This window comes from Leeuwenhoekiella marinoflava DSM 3653, assembly GCF_900129005.1.
Lineage (GTDB): Bacteria > Bacteroidota > Bacteroidia > Flavobacteriales > Flavobacteriaceae > Leeuwenhoekiella > Leeuwenhoekiella marinoflava.
Genome location: NZ_FQUN01000029.1, coordinates 1 through 23,597, shown reverse-complemented (window position 1 = coordinate 23,597; position 23,597 = coordinate 1). Strand labels below are relative to the sequence as shown.

13 protein-coding genes and 1 pseudogene are annotated in these 23,597 nt (G+C 35.8%); 1 reads left to right on the top strand and 13 read right to left on the bottom strand.

Features of this window, described 5'->3' with window-relative positions; all coding sequences use genetic code 11:
* Position 1 precedes the first annotated feature (1 nt).
* From BUB91_RS19765 to BUB91_RS19715, 11 genes and pseudogenes are all read right to left on the bottom strand, one after another.
* A complete protein-coding gene (locus BUB91_RS19765) occupies positions 2-3,154 on the bottom strand; it encodes a SusC/RagA family TonB-linked outer membrane protein (protein ID WP_083558073.1) in 3,153 nt (1,050 codons plus the stop codon).
* 271 nt (positions 3,155-3,425) lie between these two features.
* On the bottom strand, positions 3,426-6,491 hold the full coding sequence (locus tag BUB91_RS19760; protein WP_073101045.1) for a chondroitinase family polysaccharide lyase: 3,066 nt from the start codon (positions 6,489-6,491) through the stop codon (positions 3,426-3,428).
* A gap of 13 nt (positions 6,492-6,504) precedes the next feature.
* A complete protein-coding gene (locus BUB91_RS19755; protein WP_073101042.1) occupies positions 6,505-7,920 on the bottom strand; it encodes a Gfo/Idh/MocA family protein in 1,416 nt (471 codons plus the stop codon).
* 33 nt (positions 7,921-7,953) lie between these two features.
* Complete coding sequence (locus BUB91_RS19750; protein ID WP_073101040.1) at positions 7,954-9,900, bottom strand: FAD-dependent oxidoreductase; 1,947 nt, start codon at positions 9,898-9,900, stop codon at positions 7,954-7,956.
* Between the two features lie 19 nt (positions 9,901-9,919).
* On the bottom strand, positions 9,920-10,987 hold the full coding sequence (locus BUB91_RS19745) for a hypothetical protein (RefSeq protein ID WP_073101038.1): 1,068 nt from the start codon (positions 10,985-10,987) through the stop codon (positions 9,920-9,922).
* A gap of 21 nt (positions 10,988-11,008) precedes the next feature.
* Positions 11,009-12,394: a phosphoglucosamine mutase gene (gene glmM / locus BUB91_RS19740; RefSeq protein WP_073101036.1), complete on the bottom strand. Its 1,386-nt coding sequence runs from the start codon at positions 12,392-12,394 to the stop codon at positions 11,009-11,011.
* 10 nt (positions 12,395-12,404) lie between these two features.
* A pseudogene (gene nagB, locus BUB91_RS19735) lies at positions 12,405-14,357 on the bottom strand (glucosamine-6-phosphate deaminase); the annotation flags it as partial.
* The gene (locus tag BUB91_RS19730) at positions 14,356-15,684 is read right to left on the bottom strand and encodes a sugar MFS transporter (RefSeq protein ID WP_073101031.1); all 1,329 of its coding nucleotides are present in this window, start codon (positions 15,682-15,684) and stop codon (positions 14,356-14,358) included. The pseudogene nagB and the gene BUB91_RS19730, both read right to left, overlap by 2 nt.
* On the bottom strand, positions 15,684-16,622 hold the full coding sequence (locus BUB91_RS19725; RefSeq protein WP_073101029.1) for an NAD-dependent epimerase/dehydratase family protein: 939 nt from the start codon (positions 16,620-16,622) through the stop codon (positions 15,684-15,686). The genes BUB91_RS19730 and BUB91_RS19725 overlap by 1 nt, the downstream gene beginning before the upstream one ends.
* Positions 16,619-17,734 (bottom strand): phosphotransferase enzyme family protein, encoded by a 1,116-nt coding sequence (locus BUB91_RS19720; protein WP_073101027.1) that lies wholly within the window; start codon positions 17,732-17,734, stop codon positions 16,619-16,621. The genes BUB91_RS19725 and BUB91_RS19720 overlap by 4 nt, the downstream gene beginning before the upstream one ends.
* Positions 17,725-18,651 carry a sugar phosphate nucleotidyltransferase gene (locus BUB91_RS19715; RefSeq protein WP_083558071.1) on the bottom strand — a complete coding sequence of 309 codons (927 nt, stop codon included), beginning with the start codon at positions 18,649-18,651 and terminating at the stop codon, positions 17,725-17,727. The genes BUB91_RS19720 and BUB91_RS19715 overlap by 10 nt, the downstream gene beginning before the upstream one ends.
* A 299-nt stretch (positions 18,652-18,950) precedes the next feature.
* Here BUB91_RS19715 and BUB91_RS19710 point away from each other — a divergent pair, with 299 nt between their 5' ends.
* Positions 18,951-19,997, top strand: coding sequence for a LacI family DNA-binding transcriptional regulator (locus BUB91_RS19710; RefSeq protein WP_073101025.1), 1,047 nt, complete (start codon positions 18,951-18,953; stop codon positions 19,995-19,997).
* On the opposite strand, the gene BUB91_RS19705 is transcribed toward BUB91_RS19710, so the two are convergent.
* Together BUB91_RS19705 and BUB91_RS19700 are read right to left on the bottom strand one after the other, a co-directional pair.
* The gene (locus tag BUB91_RS19705) at positions 19,994-20,650 is read right to left on the bottom strand and encodes a sugar-binding protein (RefSeq protein WP_073101023.1); all 657 of its coding nucleotides are present in this window, start codon (positions 20,648-20,650) and stop codon (positions 19,994-19,996) included. The genes BUB91_RS19710 and BUB91_RS19705 overlap by 4 nt on opposite strands.
* Before the next feature lie 8 nt (positions 20,651-20,658).
* A complete protein-coding gene (locus tag BUB91_RS19700; protein ID WP_073101021.1) occupies positions 20,659-21,894 on the bottom strand; it encodes a glycoside hydrolase family 88 protein in 1,236 nt (411 codons plus the stop codon).
* Positions 21,895-23,597 lie beyond the last annotated feature (1,703 nt).

Here is a 23,597-nt window from a genome sequence, read left to right as displayed (position 1 = left end):
TTTAGAAGTTAGCTTTTAAGCCTAAAATGAATGATTTGGTAATTAAGTACCCGCTTTGTTGTTCTGGGTCTATACCGTCTGGAAGGCTGTCAAACGTAAAAAAGTCATTTCCTGAAGCAAATATGCGTAAGCTTGTAAATGGTGCATTAGGTATTGCACTGCCTGGTAAAGTATAACCCAGTGTGATATTCTTTATACGTGTATAGGCGCCATTTTTAAGCCAGAAATCAGAAAAACGATAGTTGTTACTAGAAGAACTTTCTGATAATCTAGGGTATGTAGCATTTGCATTTTGCGCTGCGGTATTATACTCGCTATAATAATTACCGTCATAGATTGTATTTACAGCCTGCCAGTTATATAAAAATGGACGTATGTAATTTTGAGCCAAATAAAAACTTTGTTTTCCTACACCTTGTACTGTTAAACCAAAATCAAAATTTTTGTATTTAAGATTTAAAGTACCTCCGTATTGATAGCGTGGCAAAGAACCTCCCAGATACTGTTTGTCAAGCTCATTAATAACTCCATCTGGCACACCGTCTGGACCACTTATATCTTTATAGCGTACATCACCTGGTCGTACTGACTCACTGGTAACAGCAGAGTTATCTACTTCTTCTTGGGTTTGATAAATACCATCAGATACATAACCGTACCACGTTCTAAACTCTTGTCCTTCTTCTGAAATTACATTACCAGATATTAAACGTTTTCCGTTAATGTCTCCTACAATAGATTTAGAATCAAATACATTAGCAGAAACTGAATATTGTAAATCTCCTATTGCATTTTTATAAGAAAGTGCAAGTTCCCAACCTTTTGTATTCATACTACCCACATTAACAGTAGGATCTTCATAACCTATTAATGAAGGAATACTTAAATTAAGTAACATATCATCTGTATCCTTTATAAAATAATCTGCTGTAATAGAAAGTGAATTATTAAACATCGACAGGTCTAGACCAATGTTTTTTGAAATAGTCGTTTCCCAAGTCACATCTTCAACTGCAAGAAAACGCTGTGCTGCAGAACGTACAGCTTCTGCATTGCTTCCGTTTGCAATTAATGCGTTACTAAACTGCAACACAGATAAGTATAAGTAATTACCTAGACGATCATTACCTAGTGAACCATAAGAACCACGTAGTTTAAGAAAAGAAATAGTCTCACTTAACGGACTCATAAATTTTTCGTTTGATAGTACCCATCCTGCAGAAACAGAGGGGAAAGAACCCCAACGGTAATCTTTACCAAATCTTGATGAGCCATCACGTCTTACATTTGCTTGTAAATAATATGTATCATTATAATTGTAAGCCATTCTTCCGAAGTATGAGATATAGGCATTCTCTGAAATTGTAGAACCGTTATCAAAAACTCCGTCTATAGGCGCCTGGCTTAAATAAGGATAATCTGCACTTACAAATTGATTACCTCGCACACTTAAAGTTTCATAATCTGCATCAAATTCCTCGTAACCCAAAACTCCACTTAATGAATGCTTACCAAAATCTTTATCATAATTAATAAGCGCTTGCGTTGTTAAAGTGTTGTCGTTTGTTCTGTTTTCCAGTAAGTAATTTTGACTTGCATTGTGTCCGGAAATATAAGCAGGTACTCCAGTTTGATTAGGATCATCAAAATCATAATAAGGAATCGCTTTATTGAAGAATTTGTATTTATTAAAGTTGAAGTTTGGCGCAACATTCACCGATAATTTTAAATAATCTGTAGGCTTATAATATGCTCCAACTTTACCATAAAACAAATACGATTTACTCGTTTGAAAACCTCCACTTTGTAAAACGGCATATGCATTTTCGCCAGATTTACCACCGGCAAGTCTTCCATATTCCCATACAGCCGGATAATTTGGACCAGAATTTAAAGCCAGATCGGTAGGATCTATAACAGGATTATTATTTGTAGTAAGCTTTACAGCAAAATCTACATTTGCACCTATTTTTTCTGAAATCTTAATATCATTATTTAAACGTGCGGTATAGCGTCTCCAGTTGCTGTGATCATACAAAGCATCTTGATACTCATACCCCATAGTAAGACTAGACTTAATTTTTTCTGAACCACCACTTACTGCAATATTGTGTCGGTAACCATAAGAAGCATCATTTAAGATAAGATCTTTCCAGTTTGTATCTGGATATTGATCTGGATTTGCAAGATGATTTGCATCATAATTTGCAATAAAATCTGCAGCCCAGGTTGGATCTTCTACTCCGGTGTTTCCGTTATCATTCCAAGCTTTTTCGTTATCCATTTCAAAATAACGGGTAACCCCTACATTTTTACGGTTTTCGGTAGGTGTATTCATTATAAATTCTCCATTATAAGAAACCTTATAAATACCTTCTTTACCACGCTTTGTAGTGATAATAATTACACCAGCAGCAGCACGCGACCCATACATTGCAGATGAAGCACCATCTTTTAATACAGAGATACTTTCTATCTGATCTGGATTTACATCATTAATATTGTCTACCGGCACATCATCAACTAAAATTAAAGGCGAACTGTCTCCTTGTAAAGTGGTTATACCTCGTATATTAATTGTATTACCTGCACCTGGTGCACTGCTGCTTCGAGTAACACTTACCCCGGCTATAGCTCCTTGTAATGCATTAGATACATTTGTTACATTTCTAGAAGTAATATCATCTCCTTTTACAACACTTATAGAACCTGTAATATCTTTTTTAGATTGAGTACCATACCCTACCACTACAACTTCCTCAAGACTTGATACATTTTCTTCAAGTTTTACCGAAATAGTTTTTTGACCATTTACAGGTATTTCCTGTGCTAAAAAACCAACGTAGGTAACTTTAATTACTGCATCTTCAGCTGATAGATTTAAACTAAATTTTCCGTCAAAATCAGTTTGTGTACCAGAAGTAGTTCCTACTTCCATAACCGTTGCTCCAGGTAATGGCATCCCAGTGTTATCGAGCACAATTCCAGAAATTAAAAAAGATTGTACCTCGTTTTGAGAATTATCTTTTTTAGAATCTGCAAATACTTGACTTTGGCAAACAAGCAATAGTAGACCCATTAATACATAGTGAACAGGAAATTTGAATTTGAAGAAATTTGCTTTGAGACAATTCCGTATTGCAGGTTGATTCATAATTATTGATTTTAGATTTGTATTCGTGTTTCTTTAGATTATTTGATGTATTTGTTTTCGTATTCTCAAGGTTTATAAAGAGTAGATTTTGATTCCTTGCCCAAAATATCAACAGCTACTTTGTTAATATTTTACTAATCTACTAATAATTTTTTAATTATGTGTTCGAGCACATATTTTTTTGCAATTTTTATTTAATTTATATTTAACGTATTCGTTATCGCACTAGTTAATTTTTAAATATCACTTTTTTGGCAATATACTAATGTAACTAGTTCTTCACAAAAATGTAATCGTATGTTTTACCGTGTGTTGAATTCACCCCTACTATGGTATTCATCTTACTGTACTTTATAGACACCTCTTTAGTTTTATTTACAATGTTCCATTTTCCTTTTAGATTAAATTTTAAAGGTAAAGGGTGGCTCAATCCATTAGTATAATCACCCGTTTTATTATAAAAATTAAGATCGGGCTGTACAATATTAATTTGTCGCGTTTTTTTATCTACCTCTTTAATTAGTATTAGTGATGGTAAACTAACTTTTTGCAACAACTCCTCTTTTAAATATAAACTCGTATCGTAAATTGCATATCCGGTAGATTGTGAGATTTTATCATAAACAATATGTGCCTGAGTATCTGCTCTTTTTATTTTAAAACTAACATCTTTAAAGGCTCCTGTTTGTATACTTTTTATTCGCTCTTTACTTATAAAAGGATAAATGACATATTGATAATTTGCTTGTTGTGGTGCTTTACCATGATTAATCCAGGCAACGGCATAATCTCCTTCTGTTTCTTTAACCCCATTTCCTTTAGGGTTCATTTTCCCTGTATTGATTGAATATTTATTATGATATGATTGTTGATGACCTTGTTTTAAATGTACCGAGTTATCTGAAAGTATGTGATAAGCATTTCCAAAAGCATCTATCAACCAGTCACTTTGTTTTGTGGTTTCCCAATGAGTATCTATAGGCGATTTATCTAGTGTACCTGTGTATTTGCTAAAAGGCTGTTGAGTAGCATACTCAAGGTTGTTTTGAAACAATACCGTTTCTACATCGTGATTTGCATCTACACTTGAGATATCGCTTCCTATACAGATTAATTTTTCTCCAAAAGAAAACACCGATTTATGTGCTTTCAATTTTCCTGAAAATCCATATGCTCCGCGTTGTCCATCAGCATTAGACCCCGTACTTTCATCAAGAATCATTGCAAAAATCCCATTATCATCTTGCTGTACTGCTCCTGCAAAAGTTTGATTTGATTTAAACATCAACAATGATAAATCTGACTCTAAATTATCTAACGGAAGATTTATAATCGTAGCTCCGGGATACCGATTCCAATCCCAGCCTAACTGACTGTACCCACTTTGCTCCTCGCCTTTTTCAGATAGTAATTGAATGGTTCCATTTGCAGGATATCTTCCATATCGATTAGAAGCAATATAAATTTCTGATGCCCATACATACTTACTGTAACCTTTTAGTATTGCAGCCCAAGTATTGCGACGATGTATCGCCGTAGCAGCATAAGGTAATGTATGATATCCCGGTAGCTGTTCTGGTTTTAAATTATAGTGGTTTGTCAAAACCTCTTTATTTTTAGCATCTTCATTTCCCCAAAGTCTTAAATAAGCACTGCCAAAATCTGCATCAACCTTAGCGGTATGCTCTGGATTTCCCGAAAAAACCATATCCAGAAATTGAGGTTGTAAAAATTTAATGGAGTTATCTTCTAGCGGATGTCTTCCCGCATTAGCAAATCCAAAATCATAGGTATTGCTATATAAACGTGTAGTTAAAAGTGCTTTTTTAAAGTTTTTATGACCTGCAGTTCCTATCTGAAAATACGTGCCGGCAAGCGTTCTGAATACTTTTGGTAAGTTTTTAAAAGCGCCCATACCATATGCTGGGTAATGTCCGCCGTGATGCCAGGAAGTACCATCTACCTTAAAAACTCCATGTGCATCATCCTGAGCCAATGTGATAGACATATACTTACTATAATGCTCAAGCAATGCGGCTATTTGTTCAGGGTCTGTACGCATATAAATAATCATTAAATGATAAAATGACTGTGTATTGAAGTAATCAATATTTGCAACAAAATCCTTTTCATCTGCCAAGATTTTACCCAAATTAAAAACCCATTGCATACTTGCTCCTACTTCATTAAGTAACTGCGCTTCTTCAAGAGGTTTTCTCATAATAAAAAAAGCTACAGCAATATCTTCAAGGCTATAACCTATATGATGTCGAGTACCTCCAGAAGCTCCTGCCTGCCATCCCTGATCTAAAAAATAGCGTGTTGCTGTAGTAAAATAATCGGCTATTTTAGCTTGAGTTACAGCATCAGACACACTATAAATTTGCGCCAATTGTGACATAATCTGACCAAACCTATGCACCTCAATATAATCCTCATCATACTTAGGGGTTTCGTCAAAATAAGTCTCACTATTTCTAAAGGTTATAGGTCTGCCTTTAATAGTTTCTCCTTCTACAAGCGCTAGTTCCTGATAAACCTGAGTAACATATGCTAATTTATCATCTAGTGTATCTGCACTTTTTAAACGAGCTTGTAAACGCGCTTCAATAGTATCAAGTTCAGCTTGTCTGGATTGTGATAAACTCTTAACGGGCAATTTTAATATATTGTCATAATAGGCTAAAGACGGCATCCAATGATCCCGCTCGGGGGCGAAATTTTTCTTTATAAAAGGAACTAAAAAATCTGGATAAGCATACCGATCATCTTGATATTGAGAGAACACCAAATCGTCTAGAAAAACACGTCCTTCAACTACATCGATTGCTTGAATTTTAAAAGAGGTAAAATTAATTTGAGTATTGGGTTGTGGAGCATTCCCTTGCATTTCATAAAATGGCACCCATACGGTGCGCCAACCAGTAAAGTTAAGCGGTATATCAAACCAAACTTCTTCTTGATTTGCTTGATCTCCATAAGATATACGCAAACTACCGGCTTGAATTTGTTCGTTATAAATCGATAAAACTACTGTAGGGCTGTTTGGAAAATAATCTCCATAAGCCAACGGACTTTCAGCTTCAGATAAAATTTTAAAATTATGGGTTTGTAAATAGCTCGACTTTTTAAAAACCCATTGCAATGATTTTTTGCCAAAATGATAATGCGTATCGCTTAGCGCTATCTTACTGTTTGCATCTTTATCAAATTGTAATAATACTTCTGGATTCTCAAATTGAAGTTTTACAGGAGTTGTATCCTGAGCATAAAGCCCAGGATTACACTCCATCAGGATTAAGAATAAAAAGCCAAATAAAAAACTATTCTTAAACATATAAAATAAGTTGTTATTTATAATTTACAGATGTATTACCAGCCCCTTTTAAGCCTATATCTACAGGGTCATTAGTTTTCCAGTTTCCTCGTGTAAAATCTGGTACATCTACAGAGTTAGATCTATTTGCAACACTATACTCACTTAGGGGAGCTATAGCGCTCCATAAAGCAGCATCATATACATCTTGATCGAGCGGTAATCCATTACGAAGACAATCTATAAGGCGCCAGTCCATAATAAAATCCATACCACCGTGTCCTCCAATCTTTTTGGCTAGCTTTCCTACTTTTTTTACAATTTCGGGTGTGTACTTATCTTCTACTCCACTCATTTCTTTATCGGTAAGCCAGATGTCGTTTACCGCAATTTTTCCCGGGGTTGGCCACTTTTGGGCGAATGCCTTTGTACCGCTAATTATATGTATACGTGAGTATGGCCTTGGCGAACTCACATCATGTTGCACCATAATACTTCTTCCTTTTTTAGTCTTTATGAGGGTGGTATTCATATTGCCTCTAAAATTTTTATTGGCATAATCAGAAAAAAATGGATCTGTTTTTGCGCGATTTTTAGCACGTTGCTGCATATCAAAATCTGCCGATGACAAAGAGTTTAGATAATCCATTTGATCACCCCGATTTATATTCATAATCTGGCATACAGGTCCTAGACCATGTGTAGGATATAAATTACCATTACGGGTAGCGTTTTCTTCCAATCGCCACATGTTTTGATACCCGTTTTCTTTATCAAAATTAAGATCGAGCAGGTTATGAATATATGCGCCTTCGCCGTGTATGATATCGCCAAAATAGTTTTGACGCGCCATATTAAGCGTTAGTAACTCAAAGAAATCATAGCAACAGTTTTCTAGCATCATACAATGCTTTTGCGTACGCTCTGAAGTTTCTACCAGTTCCCAGGCTTCATCGATTGTTTTGGCAGCTGGTACTTCTACAGCGACATGTTTACCGGCTTCCATCGCATATACAGCCATAGGAGTATGCCAATCCCAGGGAGTAGCGATGTATATTAAATCTATATCATCGCGATCTACCATTTCTTTCCAGGCATAGGCACTGCCGTAATATAGATCAGGTTCGTGCTTGGTATCTTTTAATAATTCTTTAGATTTTAAAACACTTTTTTCGCGCAAATCACATAAGCCTTTTATAGAAACTCCTTCTATTAAACTCATGCGCTTTACCGCTCCAGGTCCACGCATTCCCAGCCCTATAAAACCTATACGAACCTCATCAATTTTAGGTGCTGCAAAACCAGACATATTAAAAGAGGAAATACCTGGGTTTAAACTTTTAGAATTTTGCAATGATAAATCAGCTTCTGCAGACCATATATTTCCTCCCATTAGGCCTACTGCACCTATAGAGGTTAACTTCATGAATTTTCTTCGTTTATTTTCCATTTTAAAGGGCTTTATATTTTAACTATATATTTATTAAATCTGGTTTTCGCGGTAGCAACGCACTTCAAATAATCTGGCTAGTTTATCTCCATGAGTTTTACTTACCGTAATGCGTAATGCCTTTACCTTAAGGTCATCAAAAGTGTGACTAGCAAGACGCAAAAAGTTATTTTCTACCTCTATAATTTTTTTAGCTCCGTTGCTGGTTTCTGCTTCTATGGTATAGCTTGCAATCGTTTCGGGTTGTGGACCGCGCACCTGATCATTATATACCCAATCTTGTGGAGACATGCGTAAAAATCTATCAAGACCTGTGTCAAACGTAAGCTGAATATGATTAAGCGTTACCGCCTTTTTCCAGGACAGTTCAATCCACTGTGAGCCTCCTTCTAGCGAAGCACGCCATTGATGTACTTTTCCATCTGCTATATCTCTGTTTATCCCGTCAATTATTTTTGAAGCAGTACCATCCTGAGTTTCAGAAGAGCTTTTTACTTTAGCATTCTTAGCCAAATCATTTTCATCTTCATTACGTATTCCTAGAATTGCCTGATCTTGCTTAAGTAGCAATTGCTGAAATTTAAACATTTCCTCTGCAGTAGTTGCTAAGCTATGCGGAGTTAATTTATGGTTTAAACAATATGCCATTGCTGTACCTACTGCCTGCCCTAAAGTTGCACAAGTAGCCATAACACGTGTAGATGATAAGGCTACGTGAGATACACTAATGTTTCTTCCTGCAAATAATAAATTCTCAATATTTGCACTAAAAAGTGATCTAAATGGTATCGAATAAGGTTCTTTTAAAGGGATAGAAACATAAGGTACATCACCTGTAGAATCCATTCCTCCCGGCGGATGATCATCAAGTGGCCATCCTCCATAAGCTACTCGATCTTCAAACAGTGTGGCTGCCTGTACGTCTTGCTGTTTCATAATATAAGGACCTACAATACGACGACTTTCGCGCTTACCAGGAATCATACCAACCCATGATAATGCCCAGTTTGCAGACTCCGGATGATTACCCGAATTTTTTATATAATCCCATACACCAAACAAGGTTGCCAGTAAATCGTGCCTGTTTTGCTGACCGTCACTAATTATATCTATAGCTCCACCAAGTTCTAACCACCAGTACCCATACTCATAAGAACCTATATTACGATGTACAAAATCCTTAGTGGTGTATTTACGAGCCCAACTGGGTGGTGTATAAGGCATCTCTTCCTCATGAGGTTGTGCCATAAACAGTATACTGTTACCCATTGTTTTTTGATCTGCAACATCTACAGCCAATGACTCATTAAAAGTTGATTTTGCCTCGCGACCCCGCATACACTTTGCTCCGGTTTTTGCAGCAAGTGAACCATCACCCGTACAGTCTGTAAAATAGGTAGCGGTAATTTCTGAAATTTCTTCGGTAGGAGAACAGATTCCCCATATTTTCTTAATGGTATTATTACTTACTTCTGCATCGTAAAATGCTGTATCTAACAGTAGGGTTATATTAGGTTCAGAAACTATTTTATCATACAATACAAAGTCCCACATTTCATAAGAACGCTGAGGATTTGTTACCGCTTCTGTTAAAACCAGCTCTTCAAGAATACCTGTTTCTCGCCATACTTGTTTAAGCTGACTAGCTCCAGAAATATGCATTCTTATCTCACTACTGGCATTACCTCCCAGTCGTGAACGATCTTGCATTAAAAGTACTTTTTGACCGTTACGCGCTGCGGCCAATGCTGCACAAATACCAGACATTCCACCGCCTACGACACAAACATCTACGTTGTAAGTAACTTTAGCATAAGCTTCCGTTTTTAAAAGAAATTCACCTCTATTAATCGTATTGTTATCCCCATCAAAGGAGAACTCGCTGTTATTTGCAGCAAATAAAGTACTTATAGGACCTCCCAGAGCAACGGCTCCTGACCCTATACCTAATGTTTTTAAAAACCCTCTTCTCTTATTCATACTGTTATTTTTAAGGCGTTTATTCAGTTTTACTTTTTAATAATTCGTTAGCAAAATGAGCAAACGTATTGTTAGTTTCTGCAGCTATTTTTTGTAATGTTTTTATCTCTTTATGGCTGAAATGGGCAATATTATTTTTTAGAATTGAGGTTAATTTTTTATACTGACTCTCTTCTAAACTAATGTATTGATCTAATAAAACAGCAGTATTTGAAGCACTCAGCTGTGTAGCACTCAACCCGTTTAATATTTCATTTTGCATTTCAAAATCAGTAGTTGCAAGCAAGCTTATAAGTTCATTTTGTAGGGATGCATCTAGCCACATTTCTTGAGTGATTTTCGCAATTGCGAAATAAGGAACGTAATCTATACCATCTTTTACAAGTTGTATTAAAACTTTAGGGTAACTGGTACTAGCTGTATCAAGATTACGCAATGCATAAAGTTGTAAATCTTTACTAGAAGAATGTGCCATTTTTAATAAAACAGCTTCATTACTATGTGCTATAGTATAAGCTTTAATTTTATCTGCCAAAGTACCGTTTACAATATTCCATAAGGTATGTGTACTATAAACTGCTCCCGGCACCACACTACTTTTTAAAGCAGGATAGGTTGCCCCTACCACAGCATCTATTAATGGAGAATATAAGGTTTTACTCTTATCGACTAAATCTTCCGGATTATAATTGGCAAGTGGCGAAGTTTTATCTGCTAAAATCTTACGGAGTTTACTGTGATCTTCAGCAGTAAAAAGCTCGTGCTCGTATTTTGTAAAAGGATCTGAAGCTACCTCTTTATAGTTAACAAAGTTTCCTAATAAATCCCAATACAAATGTACTTTAAGATCGTAACAAATTCCTTTTTCACAGACTGGGGTCTCGATATAACTATAATATTGATCGGGCAAAGAGTCATTATCATAAATAAGATCAATTTCCACGGGAATAGAATCTTTTATAAAAGCTTTTATAATGGCTTTATCAACTTTATCATTAAAAAATAACGGTTCTGTATATGCGGTCATATATATAGCCGTGCTTATCAAAAGAAGTAAAGCCAGTAAACGTGATATATAGAAGCGCATATTTTGCAATGTGGTAGCTTTTTAAATTAAATCTGTTATCATTTTTATCATCAATTGAGCAAGTTCTTCTGCTTGTTTTGGTGAAGCACTCTCTGCATAAATGCGTACAATAGGTTCTGTATTGGATTTACGCATATGCACCCACTCTTTATTTTTAAAGATTATTTTAGTCCCGTCGATTGTATTAACTTCTTCGTTGGCATAGACCTTTTGTATCTGCATTAATAATGCATCAATATCTGTAGCTGCAGGTAACTCTAATTTCTCTTTGGCTATAAAAAATGCAGGATAAGAATTACGTAATTCTTTACAGCTTTTTCCGGTTTCGGCGAGATGCGATAAAAACAGAGCAATACCTACCAAAGCATCACGTCCATAATGTGATTCGGGGTAAATAATACCTCCATTCCCCTCTCCACCTATTACCGCTTCTACTTCTTTCATCTTGGTAACCACATTTACTTCACCTACTGCGCTGGCAAAATAAGCTTGGTCATAGCCTACAGTTACATCATTAAGTACGCGTGTTGAAGACAAATTAGATACTGTAGTTCCCGGTGTTTTACCTAAAATATAATCAGCACAAGCTACGAGTGTATATTCTTCCCCAAACATAGTCCCGTCTTCATTTACAATAGCCAACCTATCTACATCTGGATCTACCACAAATCCTAAATCTGCCTGCTCCTCAACTACACGTTTAGAAATAGCTGTTAAATGTTCTGCCAGGGGCTCAGGATTATGTGGGAAATGTCCCGTAGGCTCACAGTATAATGGTATACAGGTCACGCCTAATCGGTCTAATAACGCAGGGATAGCGATTCCTCCCGTAGAATTTACAGCATCGACCACAACCTTAAAACCTTTGGCTTTTATTGCTTCAACTGCAACGTGTTCTAATGCCAATACTTCATCGATATGCGCCTCAATTGCATTCGTATTTACAGAATAACTTCCCAAATCATCTACTTCAGCAAAATCGTAAGCCTCTTTCTCAGCGAGTGCTATAATTTTACTTCCTTCTTCAGCATTTAAAAATTCGCCTTTATGATTAAGTAATTTTAAGGCATTCCATTGTTTGGGATTATGACTTGCGGTTACAATTATTCCCCCATGTACCGCTTCTCTTACGACCGCTAGTTCTACTGTAGGTGTGGTAGATAGTTCTAAATCTATCACATCTATTCCCAGCCCTAGTAATGTGTTGCTGATTAATCCGCTTACCATACTACCAGACAAACGGGCATCACGACCTATTACTATTTTTATTTTTTGGTTTGTATTCTCAGCTTTTAACCAGGTACCGTAAGCTGCTGCAAATTTTACAGTGTCTAAAGGTGTTAAGTTATCACCTGTAGCACCACCTATTGTACCTCGTATTCCCGATATTGATTTTATTAATGTCATTGTTATTCTATTAATATTCCCATTTTACAAAAGCTTCCATTGCTGCATAATGCGCAAGTCCGAGCTTATCATACAACTCTGCGGTCTCGCGGTTACGATCTTCTGCACGTTGCCAAAACTCTCTACTGTCTGACCCTTGAAAAACAACTCCGTCTTTTTGGGACTGGTGCTTAAATATTCCAAAACGCTTTTCTATTACCTGATCTGGTCCCATAGGTACCGCCATATCAATCTCGTCGATACCCCATTCTTGCCAAGCACCGCGGTATAACCACAACCAGCAGTCTTTCATAAAATCTTTATGTTTGATTTGTTTTAAAGCCTCAAAAACAGCATCAAGACACACTTTATGCGTTCCATGCGGATCTGCAAGATCTCCAGCTGCGTAAATTTGATGTGGCTTAATTTGCTCTATAAGATCTATTGTAAGCGCTATATCTTCAGCACCCAATGGATTTTTTTCAATTGCACCTGTTTCGTAAAACGGCAAATTCATAAAATGAATCTGAATATCGGGTAAGCCCACAAAATGACTGGTAGCTCGAGCTTCTCCACGACGAATAATCCCTTTAATTTTTCGAAGTTCGGGAATGTCTATCCCTCCTATTTCTTTGGTTTTTAGAAAATCAAAACTCTTATTATAAATACTTTGAGCTTCGTCACAAGAAATACCAAATGCCTCATTATAATCTGTAATGAATTTTGCAAAACGTATCGCCTCATCATCGGCTACTGCTATATTTCCTGATGTTTGGTAAGCCACATGTACTTCATGTCCCTGCTCGTGTAATCGCTTAAACGTGCCCCCCATACTTATGATGTCGTCATCAGGATGCGGACTAAAAATTAACACGCGTTTTTTAGCTGGCAGTGCTCGCTCTGGTCGCTTGCTATCATCTGCACCCGGTTTTCCTCCCGGCCAGCCCGTAATCGTATTTTGTAGTTTATTAAATATGCGTATGTTGATATCGTATGCCGGGCCCATTTGTGCCAGCAAATCGCTCATTCCGTTCTCAATATAATCTGCATCGGTAAGCATTAGAATGGGTTTTTCTAAGCTTATGGCCAAATCTAAAACCGCTTTACTAATCAGTTTATCGGTCCAATTTACTTCTTCTACTAACCACGGTTTGTTAATACGGGTAAGTTTAGACGCAGCCTCTTTATCCAATATAAAATCTACGTGTTGATGCTCTTGTAAAAAAGATGCCGGCACAAGATTAGTAAGTCCTTCTTCTACTGCTTTTGCAATAATTGCAGATTTACTTTCGCCCCAGGCTAAAAGAATAACCCGCTTAGCTTCCATTATTTTATGAACGCCAAGTGTAATTGCCGTACGGGGTGTGTTTTTTAAACCTTCAAACTCTTTACTTGCAGCAATACGGGTACTGTGGTCTAGTGCTACCAGTCGTGTTTTAGAATTTTGCAAAGATCCAGATTCGTTAAAGCCTATATGACCATTACCTCCTATTCCTAAGATTTGTAAATCAATCCCTCCTGTTTTTTCGATTTGATCCTCATATTGAGTACAAAAACCAGCAATCTCATTTTTTGCAAGCGTTCCATCGGGTATATGAATATTTTCTTTTAAAATATCTATATGATCAAAAAGCTGCTCATTCATAAATCGTACATAACTGTGTATCGATTCTGCCTTCATTGGGTAATACTCATCCAGATTGAAAGTGATTACATTTTTAAAGCTCAACTGCTCTTCCCGATGTAATCGCACCAGTTCTGCATACAAGCTCTTAGGCGATGAGCCCGTTGCTAATCCTAATACACAAGTTTTATTTTGGCTTTGCTTTTCTTTAATAAGTGCAGCTATTTGTTGAGCTACTGCTTTTGACGCATTCGCGGAATTATCAAAAACATGAGTATTGATTTTCTCAAAACGTTTTTCAAATTCGGTAGCAGTGTCTATTGTACTAGTAAACATTCTTGTTTTCTTTTTATTGTTTTTATTTTGACCAACTTTTTATGCGACATCCCCAAATTGCAAATAATAAGATAATAAGGTAACAAGGGATTAATAAGATGTAACCTGAGTTTGCTGCTTCTCCCGCAGCAACTGCAGCGGTAGTTCCTTCTTGTATTAAATCTGCTTTATTAACATCTACAAGTCTACCATATAAAGGTGGAATTAACGCACCACCAGAAATACCCATTACCAGCAATGCAGAACCTGTTTTTGTATGTTTTCCTAGATTACTAAGCGATAAAGGCCATATTGCAGGCCATACCATTGCATTTGCAATACCTAATGCCGCGATTAGTAATACCGAAGTAAATCCTGTGGTATTGATGATTAACACACTTAAAACAATACCTAATGTGGCACTTATAATTAATGCGTTGCGTTGCTCTATGTACTTAGGTATTAAAAATATTCCTAATGCATAAGAGCAAACCATTGCAAGCAACGTATAAGAGGTAAAAAACTTAGATTGTTCTGCAGGAAACCCCTGTGCCAAACCGTAAGAAATGATACTATCACCAGCAATAACCTCAACACCTACGTAAACAAAAAGTGCTAAAACCCCAAATAGCAAATGCGGATAATGAAGTACCGTTTTTTTTGAAACTTCTGCTCCCGGTTCATCAGATTCGGTAGCTTCTAGCTCGGGTAATGGTGCTTTACGTATAAGCAGTGCAAAAATAAACAGGCATATAGCCATAATAATATAGGGCCATACCACGCTATCTGCCATTTGATCTAGTAATATATTTTTCTCACTAGTTTCAACAAGCTTGATTTTATCTTGAGTTGCTTCAATCCCCGAAAGTAATAAAGCACCAAATATCAGGGATCCCAGAGCTCCGGCAACTTTATTAGAAATCCCCATAATTGCAATGCGTTTTGCAGCACTCTTAATAGGACCCAAAATGGTGATATAAGGATTTACCGCTGTTTGTAACAACGTCATTCCTGCTCCCTGAATAAATATTCCTATGAGAAAATAAGAATATGTACGTGCTTCTGCGGCCGGCACAAAAACCAATGCCCCTAACCCCATAATAAATAAACCCAGTGACATCCCTTTGCAGTAGCCTATTCGTTTTAATATGGCAGATGCCGGAAGCGCCATCACCACAAACGAGATGTAAGATGCAGATGCAACAAGATACGACTGCTGGTCGGTAAGTTCATTAATAGCCTTCATAAATGGAATAAGCGCCCCATTTATCCAGGTTACAAATCCCAGTATAAAAAACATTCCGGCTATAATAGCAATCGAAACTTTTTTTGAATCCTGTGGTTCTTTTATATGTGTTGCAGTATCGGCCATTATGCTTGTTTTACTTGTGCCAGCAATTCACTTTCATAAAATGCTACAGTTTCTTTTAAACCTTCTTCTATAGAATACTTTGGTTTAAACCCTTCTTTCTGAAATTTTTCTGGATTTGCCTGAGAGTGCTTTATATCACCAGCTCTCGTTTCTTTAAAAAGTATCTCAGACTTTGAATTGGTGATTTTGATAATAAATTCTGCCAGTTCCAGCACAGAAGTACTGTTTCCTAATGCCACGTTATAAACCCCTTTACCTGTTTGTGATGCGAGTAAATTTGCTGCTACAACATCTTTTACATAGATAAAATCACGCGTTTGCTGCCCATCACCATAAATTATAAGTGGCTTGTTTTGCAATGCATTTAAAATAAAAATAGGAACTACTGCAGCATAAGCCGACTTTGGGTTTTGACGCGGACCAAATACATTAAAATAGCGCAAAGAAGTGGTAGGTACATCAAACTGATTGCGGTACATATCGAGGTAATACTCCCCATCAAGCTTAGTAATAGAATAGGGTGTTAAAGGTTCTGGTGTCATCGTTTCTACTTTGGGAGAAACCGGATTATCACCATAATTTGCCGCAGAAGAAGATAGGATTACTTTACAATTTCCTGCGCTTTTTGCCCCTTCGAGAATATTAATTGTTCCCTGAGCATTAATTGCATTACATTCGGCTATTTTACTTATAGATTCTGGCACACTAACTAATGCCGCAAGATGAAAAATTGCTGATGCACCGGTAACTAATTTATTTACAGTATCGATATTTCTAATATCGCCTTGCTCAAATTTTAAATTAAAAGGATCGATATTTTTTTGAAATCCAGTGCGTAAACTATCCAATACAACAACCTCATGACCTTCTCCCACAAGATGTTCTGCAATGTGACTTCCTATAAAACCGGCCCCACCCGTTATTACATATTTTTTCATAGCTGTTTTACTTTTACAATAGATTTGCTCAGTTTTAAAATCTCATTATATTGATCTTCAAAACTTTCGATGAGTTTAAATTGGTTTTTAGCCCGATCTAGATTGTGCTCGTCATACGAAGTTTTATAATACACATCGCCCGCCAGATAATCTGTTAGAAATCGTAAACCCATTATGAAGATTATAGTTTTTGCGCCTAGCGGCAAAAATTGAATTTCAACTTCTGTTAATGAGTCTCGTAATTCCTCTAAAAACCCCTTGAGATATGCTTCATAGTAATCTACATTAAAGGATACCAGACTTAAGTCTTTTTGATCCTCTTCGGAAGTATTGCAGATGGTACGTATTGCATCTCCAAAGTCATTATGTACAATACCGGGCATTACTGTATCTGTGTCGATAACACACAAACCCTTATTATTTGCGTCAAACAGCGCATTCGAAATTTTTGTATCGTTATGAGTTACTCGGGTTGGAATTTTACCTTCATCCTTTAACTGCTGTAACAAGACCATTTCTTCTTGTAATACCGCTACCTTTTCAATTTGAGAAGCTGCATGTTCTAAGCGCGTTGCAGATGCTTTTTTCTTTGCCTGCTCAAATTGCAATAAACGTCTGGGAACATCGTGAAATCCCGGAATTATTTCTACCAATTGGCACGCATCAAAATCACTAGTCTGACTTATAAATTTACCAAAGAGCTTTCCGCCTTCATAAGCAATTTCTTTATTTGTAACCGTATCAAACGAAACACTCTTTGCTATGTAGTAGGTTAAATTCCAATATTTATTGGAAGCATCTTGATAATAGTAAGCACCTGTTTTGGCAGGTAAAAAAGTAAGAACACGTCTGTATTTTTCTTCGGAATCTAATTCTGGAAGTTTTGCAGCAAGATGCTTACTCACCTTAACTTTATTACTAACCAGCTCTTCTACATTATTAAAAACCTCATCATTTATACGCTGCAATACAAATTGTTGTCCTTCGGCAGTGCTTATAAAATAGGTATCATTAATGTGACCACTAGAAAATTCTTCTATATCAGTAATTGTGCAGTTATGATTAAACGCATTAAAAACTGAAGCTATTAATTTGTTTGTATTTAATCCCATAAGTGCACCGGGTAAACTGCGTTATCTTTTAATTTTTTAATTTCTGTTTGCGCAATGGCTTTATCTTCTTTATAAGTTACTCCAAACCATTTTTCGGGGGTACTTAATACCTCTACACTTACTTTATCAGATTGTAACATCTCATTTACTACGGTAGGTATAAAAAATTCGGCTTTTATATTGCCTTTACTGCGCTCCAGAAATTCATTAAAAAGCTCCCATCCAAATTCAAAACATTTAGGCGTAAAACCCCAAAAGTTCATAGACACAAATGTCTCCGGATCAATAGGCTCTAAGCCACCACTCTTGTTTTCTACTAAAATTTTATCCCCTTGTTTCTCAATATGTGTACGTTCGGTCACATCCTCGAGATAGCCATCTTTAGAGACTTTACATTCGCCACGAGAAACATACCCGTGATTTGATACTGTATTCTTAAGCTGAAAAGCAACCATATTAAAATGATAAGAATCCCTATCTATATCATTTAGAGCATTTGCCATTATTATAAAAGACTCTCGCCCATAAAAGTCATCTGCATTAATGATTGCAAAATTTTCTTTTACCACATCCTTAGTTAGTAATAAGGCGTGTCCTGTTCCCCAAGGTTTAGTGCGATTAGAATCTACATAGAGATCTGGCACACGGTCTAATTCTTGAAATACATAATCTACCTCAGCTTTACCTTTTAATTTAGGTTCAAAAACCTCCTTAAACTCTTCTAATAAATTCTCTCTTATAATGAATACAATTTTTTTAAACCCAGCCTCAATCGCATCATAGATCGAAAAATCAATTATAGTATCCCCTTGCGGCGAAAATGTATCTAGCTGTTTTAAACCACCATATCTACTCCCTATTCCGGCAGCAAGTATGACAAGTGTAGGTCCTTTAGAATTTTGCATTTCTGTTGACATAAATGTGTTTTTCAAAAATTTTGGTTGATTGTTAATAGTTTTCTAAACCTGAGTTTAAAAACCTGTATTAACACGATTTGATTTCCTATTAATTTACAAATCATAAAATCCTGTAAATCAGTTTATTATTTAGAAGATTATTTGTTCTCACACGTTATTAATCTTTAAATCTGGTACAATTTATCTAAAAAGAATGTGAAAAAAAAGCAATTTTAATAAAAATGTGCTCGAACACATTAAAAAATGTTATCGAGCACACGTTGGTATGGTAATTCATATAGATTATTATCTTTGTCTTAATGAAAGAAAATTACACCATTAAAGATATCGCAGAATTAGCTGGCGTATCTAAAGGCACTGTAGATCGTGTAATTCATAAGCGCGGAAAAGTATCTCCCAAAGCTTTGGAACAGGTAAATAAAGTACTTGATAAAATTGAGTATAAACCCAATCCTATTGCAAAGAGTCTTAAAAATAATAAGATCTATAATATTGCCATATTATTACCCGATGCTGATGCAGACCCCTACTGGCTTCCCTGTTATGAAGCTATAAAGCAGGTCGAGCAGGAATTTAGTCATTTTGGTATTAAAATAAATAAAGGTGTATTTAAACCAAAGTCTACAAAATCATTTACCAAAGCTGCCGATCTAGTCATAGCCGAAAAACCAGATGCTGTATTAATGGTTCCGTTATTTTATAAGGAAGCAGAGCATGTTGCAAAAATGTGTGTAGCTGCAGGTATTAAAATCGCTACATTTAATAACTATATTAAAGAACCACATATTAACCTCGAGATTGGTCAGGATTTGTTTCAAAGTGGACGTGTTGCGGCAAAGTTGTTTAATATGCTATTAGGAAATAAAGCTACGCTAGCTGTTTTGCATATAGATGAGGCCTTTCAAAATGCCTCGCATATGCAGGAAAAGGAACGCGGCTTTAAAGATTATTTTGCTCAAAAAGAATTAGCTTATACCATTAACGTTCACAACATTAAAAAAGAATCTAAAATTCCGTTTGATCAGACTATAGAAAACTTTTTAAAATCTATTGATGACGTTGACGGATTATTTGTTACAACTTCTAAAGCCTATTTACTAGCAAATCATATTGCAGCTTATTTACCAAAAAGTTTAATTATAGGTTATGACCTCGTGGCCGAAAATATCAAATACTTAGAAGAAGACAAAATTGCCTTTTTAATACATCAAGATCCTAAAAAACAAGTGTATTTAAGTTTAACCAATCTGATTGAGTTTTTCTTATTTGATAAGCCTTTACAAGAATCTTTAACGCTTCCTATTGATATTATCAATACCGAAAATTATCCACAATACTTAAATTAAGATTCAAAGCGAAAAATCCCAAAAGAGTCTGCTATATGAAACTCAGGTTCTGGAGTTTTGGGATCTACCCAAGTAATCCAGGTGGCCTGATTGTTACCCATCTCGTCTTGATTATATTTAGCTCTGTAAACACCAATTTCCATAAAGGTACCTCGAGCATCCTGTTTTAAGAGATTAAGTGCTTTTAGCGATTTTAGACTAATTTTTCCTTCTACCTTAAAGTGATCTTTTAATACAGAAGATTTTACATCAATTTCGCCTTTTGGCCAATTCCAACTTAAGTCAAAATTTCGATTAGGCATTGCTTTAAAATCCATAATACGCGGCTGTGTATCAATCTCCAAACAGTAATATGGACTCATTTGCGCATCTGCTCTCATAAACAGTTCTACGCGATCTGAATGCGCTATGCTGGTTTTAGAATCGTCTTTTAATTCGGTGAATACCGAATCATCTTCAACATTAAAACTAAAATAGAAATAGTCTGTGTCATATAACGCTTTAAATGTTATAGGTTTTATAGGCTGCTCATCCCAGGGTGATATAAAGTGCGTAAGTGCATTAGCTTGTGCCAATTGTGCTGCATCTACCCTACCGGTAAGTTTTACTAAGTTTTTTTCTATTTGGTTTACACGATATACGGGATCATTCATAAATCTGGTTATTTCTTTTTTTTTGAATAGTAGGTTTTTATTCGCAATAACGCTTCCAGATAATAATAATCTGCATAGTTAAGCGGCACATCAATTTCATTATCGTGAGGAATACTGCCTACACTATGCTTAAGTAAAAAGTTTTCATTCGTATTTAGTTCTGAACGGTACACAGGAGTTGATAAGGTTTGTACAAGATTTAGCGCTTCTTGTTCATATTTACCAGCTGTAAAATTGTTAAGTGACACCAATGCTGAAGCTGTTACAGCTGCTGCTGAAACATCTCTGGGTGTTGTTTCTTTATCTGATGTGTGGTAATCCCAATAGGGTATTCCATCTTTAGGGATTTCTGAAGCATTTAAAATATAGTCGGCAATTTTATTAGCCATATCAAGATACTTTTGATCCTTAGTGTATTTATAACACATCGTATACCCATAAAGTCCCCAGGCTTGACCACGAGCCCACGAACTAGAATCTGCAAAGCCTTGCGCAGTTTCTTTTTTGCGCACATTGCCCGTAATTGAATCATAATCTATAACATGATACGAGCTGTAGTCATCTCTAAAGTGATGTGCCATTGTTTTATCTGCATGTGCAGAAGCTATCTTAGCGTACACCGAATCTGAACTCATTGCAGTTGCCTCGTAAAGCAGTTCAAGATTCATCATATTATCTATAATCACCGGGTATTCCCAGCCTCGTTTTGCTTGCCAACCTCTATCTGCATCCCAGCTTTTTATCGCACCTACTTTTGGATCAAAACGATTAGCCAAAGTTTTGGCTGCATCCATCAATACCGTTTTATATTCAGGTTTATCGAGCAAGCGATAACCATTGCCATATGAACAATTAAAAACAAAGCCTAAATCATGATACGCCGGTAACTCTTTGTGAGACTTATATAATCCCTGAAAGTGCATCGCTGCATCTTTCCATTTATCAGCTCCCGTAGCTTCATATAGATACCAGCAACTTCCCGGAAAGAAACCTTCGGTCCAATCAAATGAAGCACTATCTATAAAATATATAGAAGAATCCTTTTCTAAAGTACGGGGATTTTGGTTTTTAGCTTCTGCTTTAACCAGCAAACCACTAAGTTGTTTATCTGCAAATTCTAATTGACTTTCTATAAACGCGATATGATCATCAGGAGTTTTTAAACTTTCGGCCTGTTTTTTTTGTTTACAGGATACGGTTAAAAACGCACTAAAAAGCACTAAAACTATTCCGATTCTTTTCATCTAAAAAAGTATTTAATAAACTAGTATAAAGAAATTAAAACCAAATTTTAAAAGCATAGTGATAACCATCTTGCTTTAAATAAGGCTACTTATAGATAAAAAGATTGTAACGTGTGAGAAAAACAATCTGAAATATTATGTAAATATTTAAATCGTCTTGAGTCAAAAATAAAAAAAATAGTTTAAACTATATGTTGAGCACAATAAAATAATGTTTCGATTTATACTAAATATATTCGTTTTAAAAAAGTGCGCTAACTTTAAATATTTCATATTGTCAAACTTTTAATCTTATGTTAGGCTAAAAATTCACACTATCCTTAATAAAAACTCAAAGCTCAATAATTTACACAGGAAAATTTTGTTGAAAAAAACCTAAAAAACTTATACTCTAAAACTAGCAAAATAGACGTATTGTAGTACCCAATTTTAGAACTTCAAATATACACTCCAAAGATTTTGAAGATTGTATGTTGTGGACTACCGCCTTATTGAATGTTTATTTTTATAGTTAAAAAAAGAAGGTAAATTTTAATTTTAAAATTCTAAGCCATAAAAGTCGATATCGTGTTATACAACAAGTATGAGAACTAATCATCCAATTAATACCGCACGACAATATTTCAAAATATCAAGAACTAATCAATATTCTTTAAAAAAATAGAAGATTTTTGTTTTCCGCAAAAAACAAAAAAAAATAAAGCAAATGCTGTTACTAATGAAAATGAGAAATAAACCATTTACTTATTTCATCTTGAGCAAATCCTTTTTTGCTCAACAGAATAGATTTGTAGATCAAAACGCATACGAGATTTTGGTGTTTCATTTACTTCCTCCAGAGCCGTCGCAATACCTTTTTTGATAGTTGTTACCTTCGGGATTTTAAATTAGGAGAGGGCTATAAATAGGAAGACGTAGCCGACCGGTTTATGCGCCCGACTAATTTAGAATCCTGTATTTTTTCTATCAAAAAAGGTATGCTGTTGGGAGTGTATTAAAAAGGAAAATAAATCACAAAAGTTAAAGATTATCCATTCCAAGTTAGGATGCCCAGCGAACTCAGGTCAAAAATGGCTGACAAGATTTTAATACTATCAAATTGACATTTTTGGCCTGTGTTCAAGACCTTTTGGACGAACCTCTTTCCCCGAAACCCAGTGTAGGGGAATGTGGTGAGGACTACCTAAATTACCCTTCATTACCGCTATCTAAATAGGATTTGTCGCAAAAACCTGCCTGTTTACAGGGCTTAAAAGCGCATTTGTCGCAAATTGATGAAAATCGATCAAATCCATAAACACGTAATCGCCTGAAATAAAATGAGTTATAAAAATGTAACATCGCGCAGCGTGTTACCCTCTTGCTACTCCCCCTTAGTTTTGCGAACGCACTTTATTTAGGGATTATTTATATGTTAGTGAGTTTCCGTAATTGTTAACTTTCTATCGGGGAATAGCCCCAATAATAATAAACTGTGACCAAACTGATGGGGGCGAATTATACGCTACTCAAAGCTGTGGGCTTATACTTTATTTGATAAAAGCCCCCGTCAGTTATCTCCAGAACGGCATCAGATGGAAATTCAGGTTTTTAGACCTATTATCAGGGGTTCGATGGTTATCTGGATACTGGTTAGTTATCTAAAATCCTATCTATTATGAACAGACAGAACTTCTGCTACTTTATCGGTATCGACATATCGA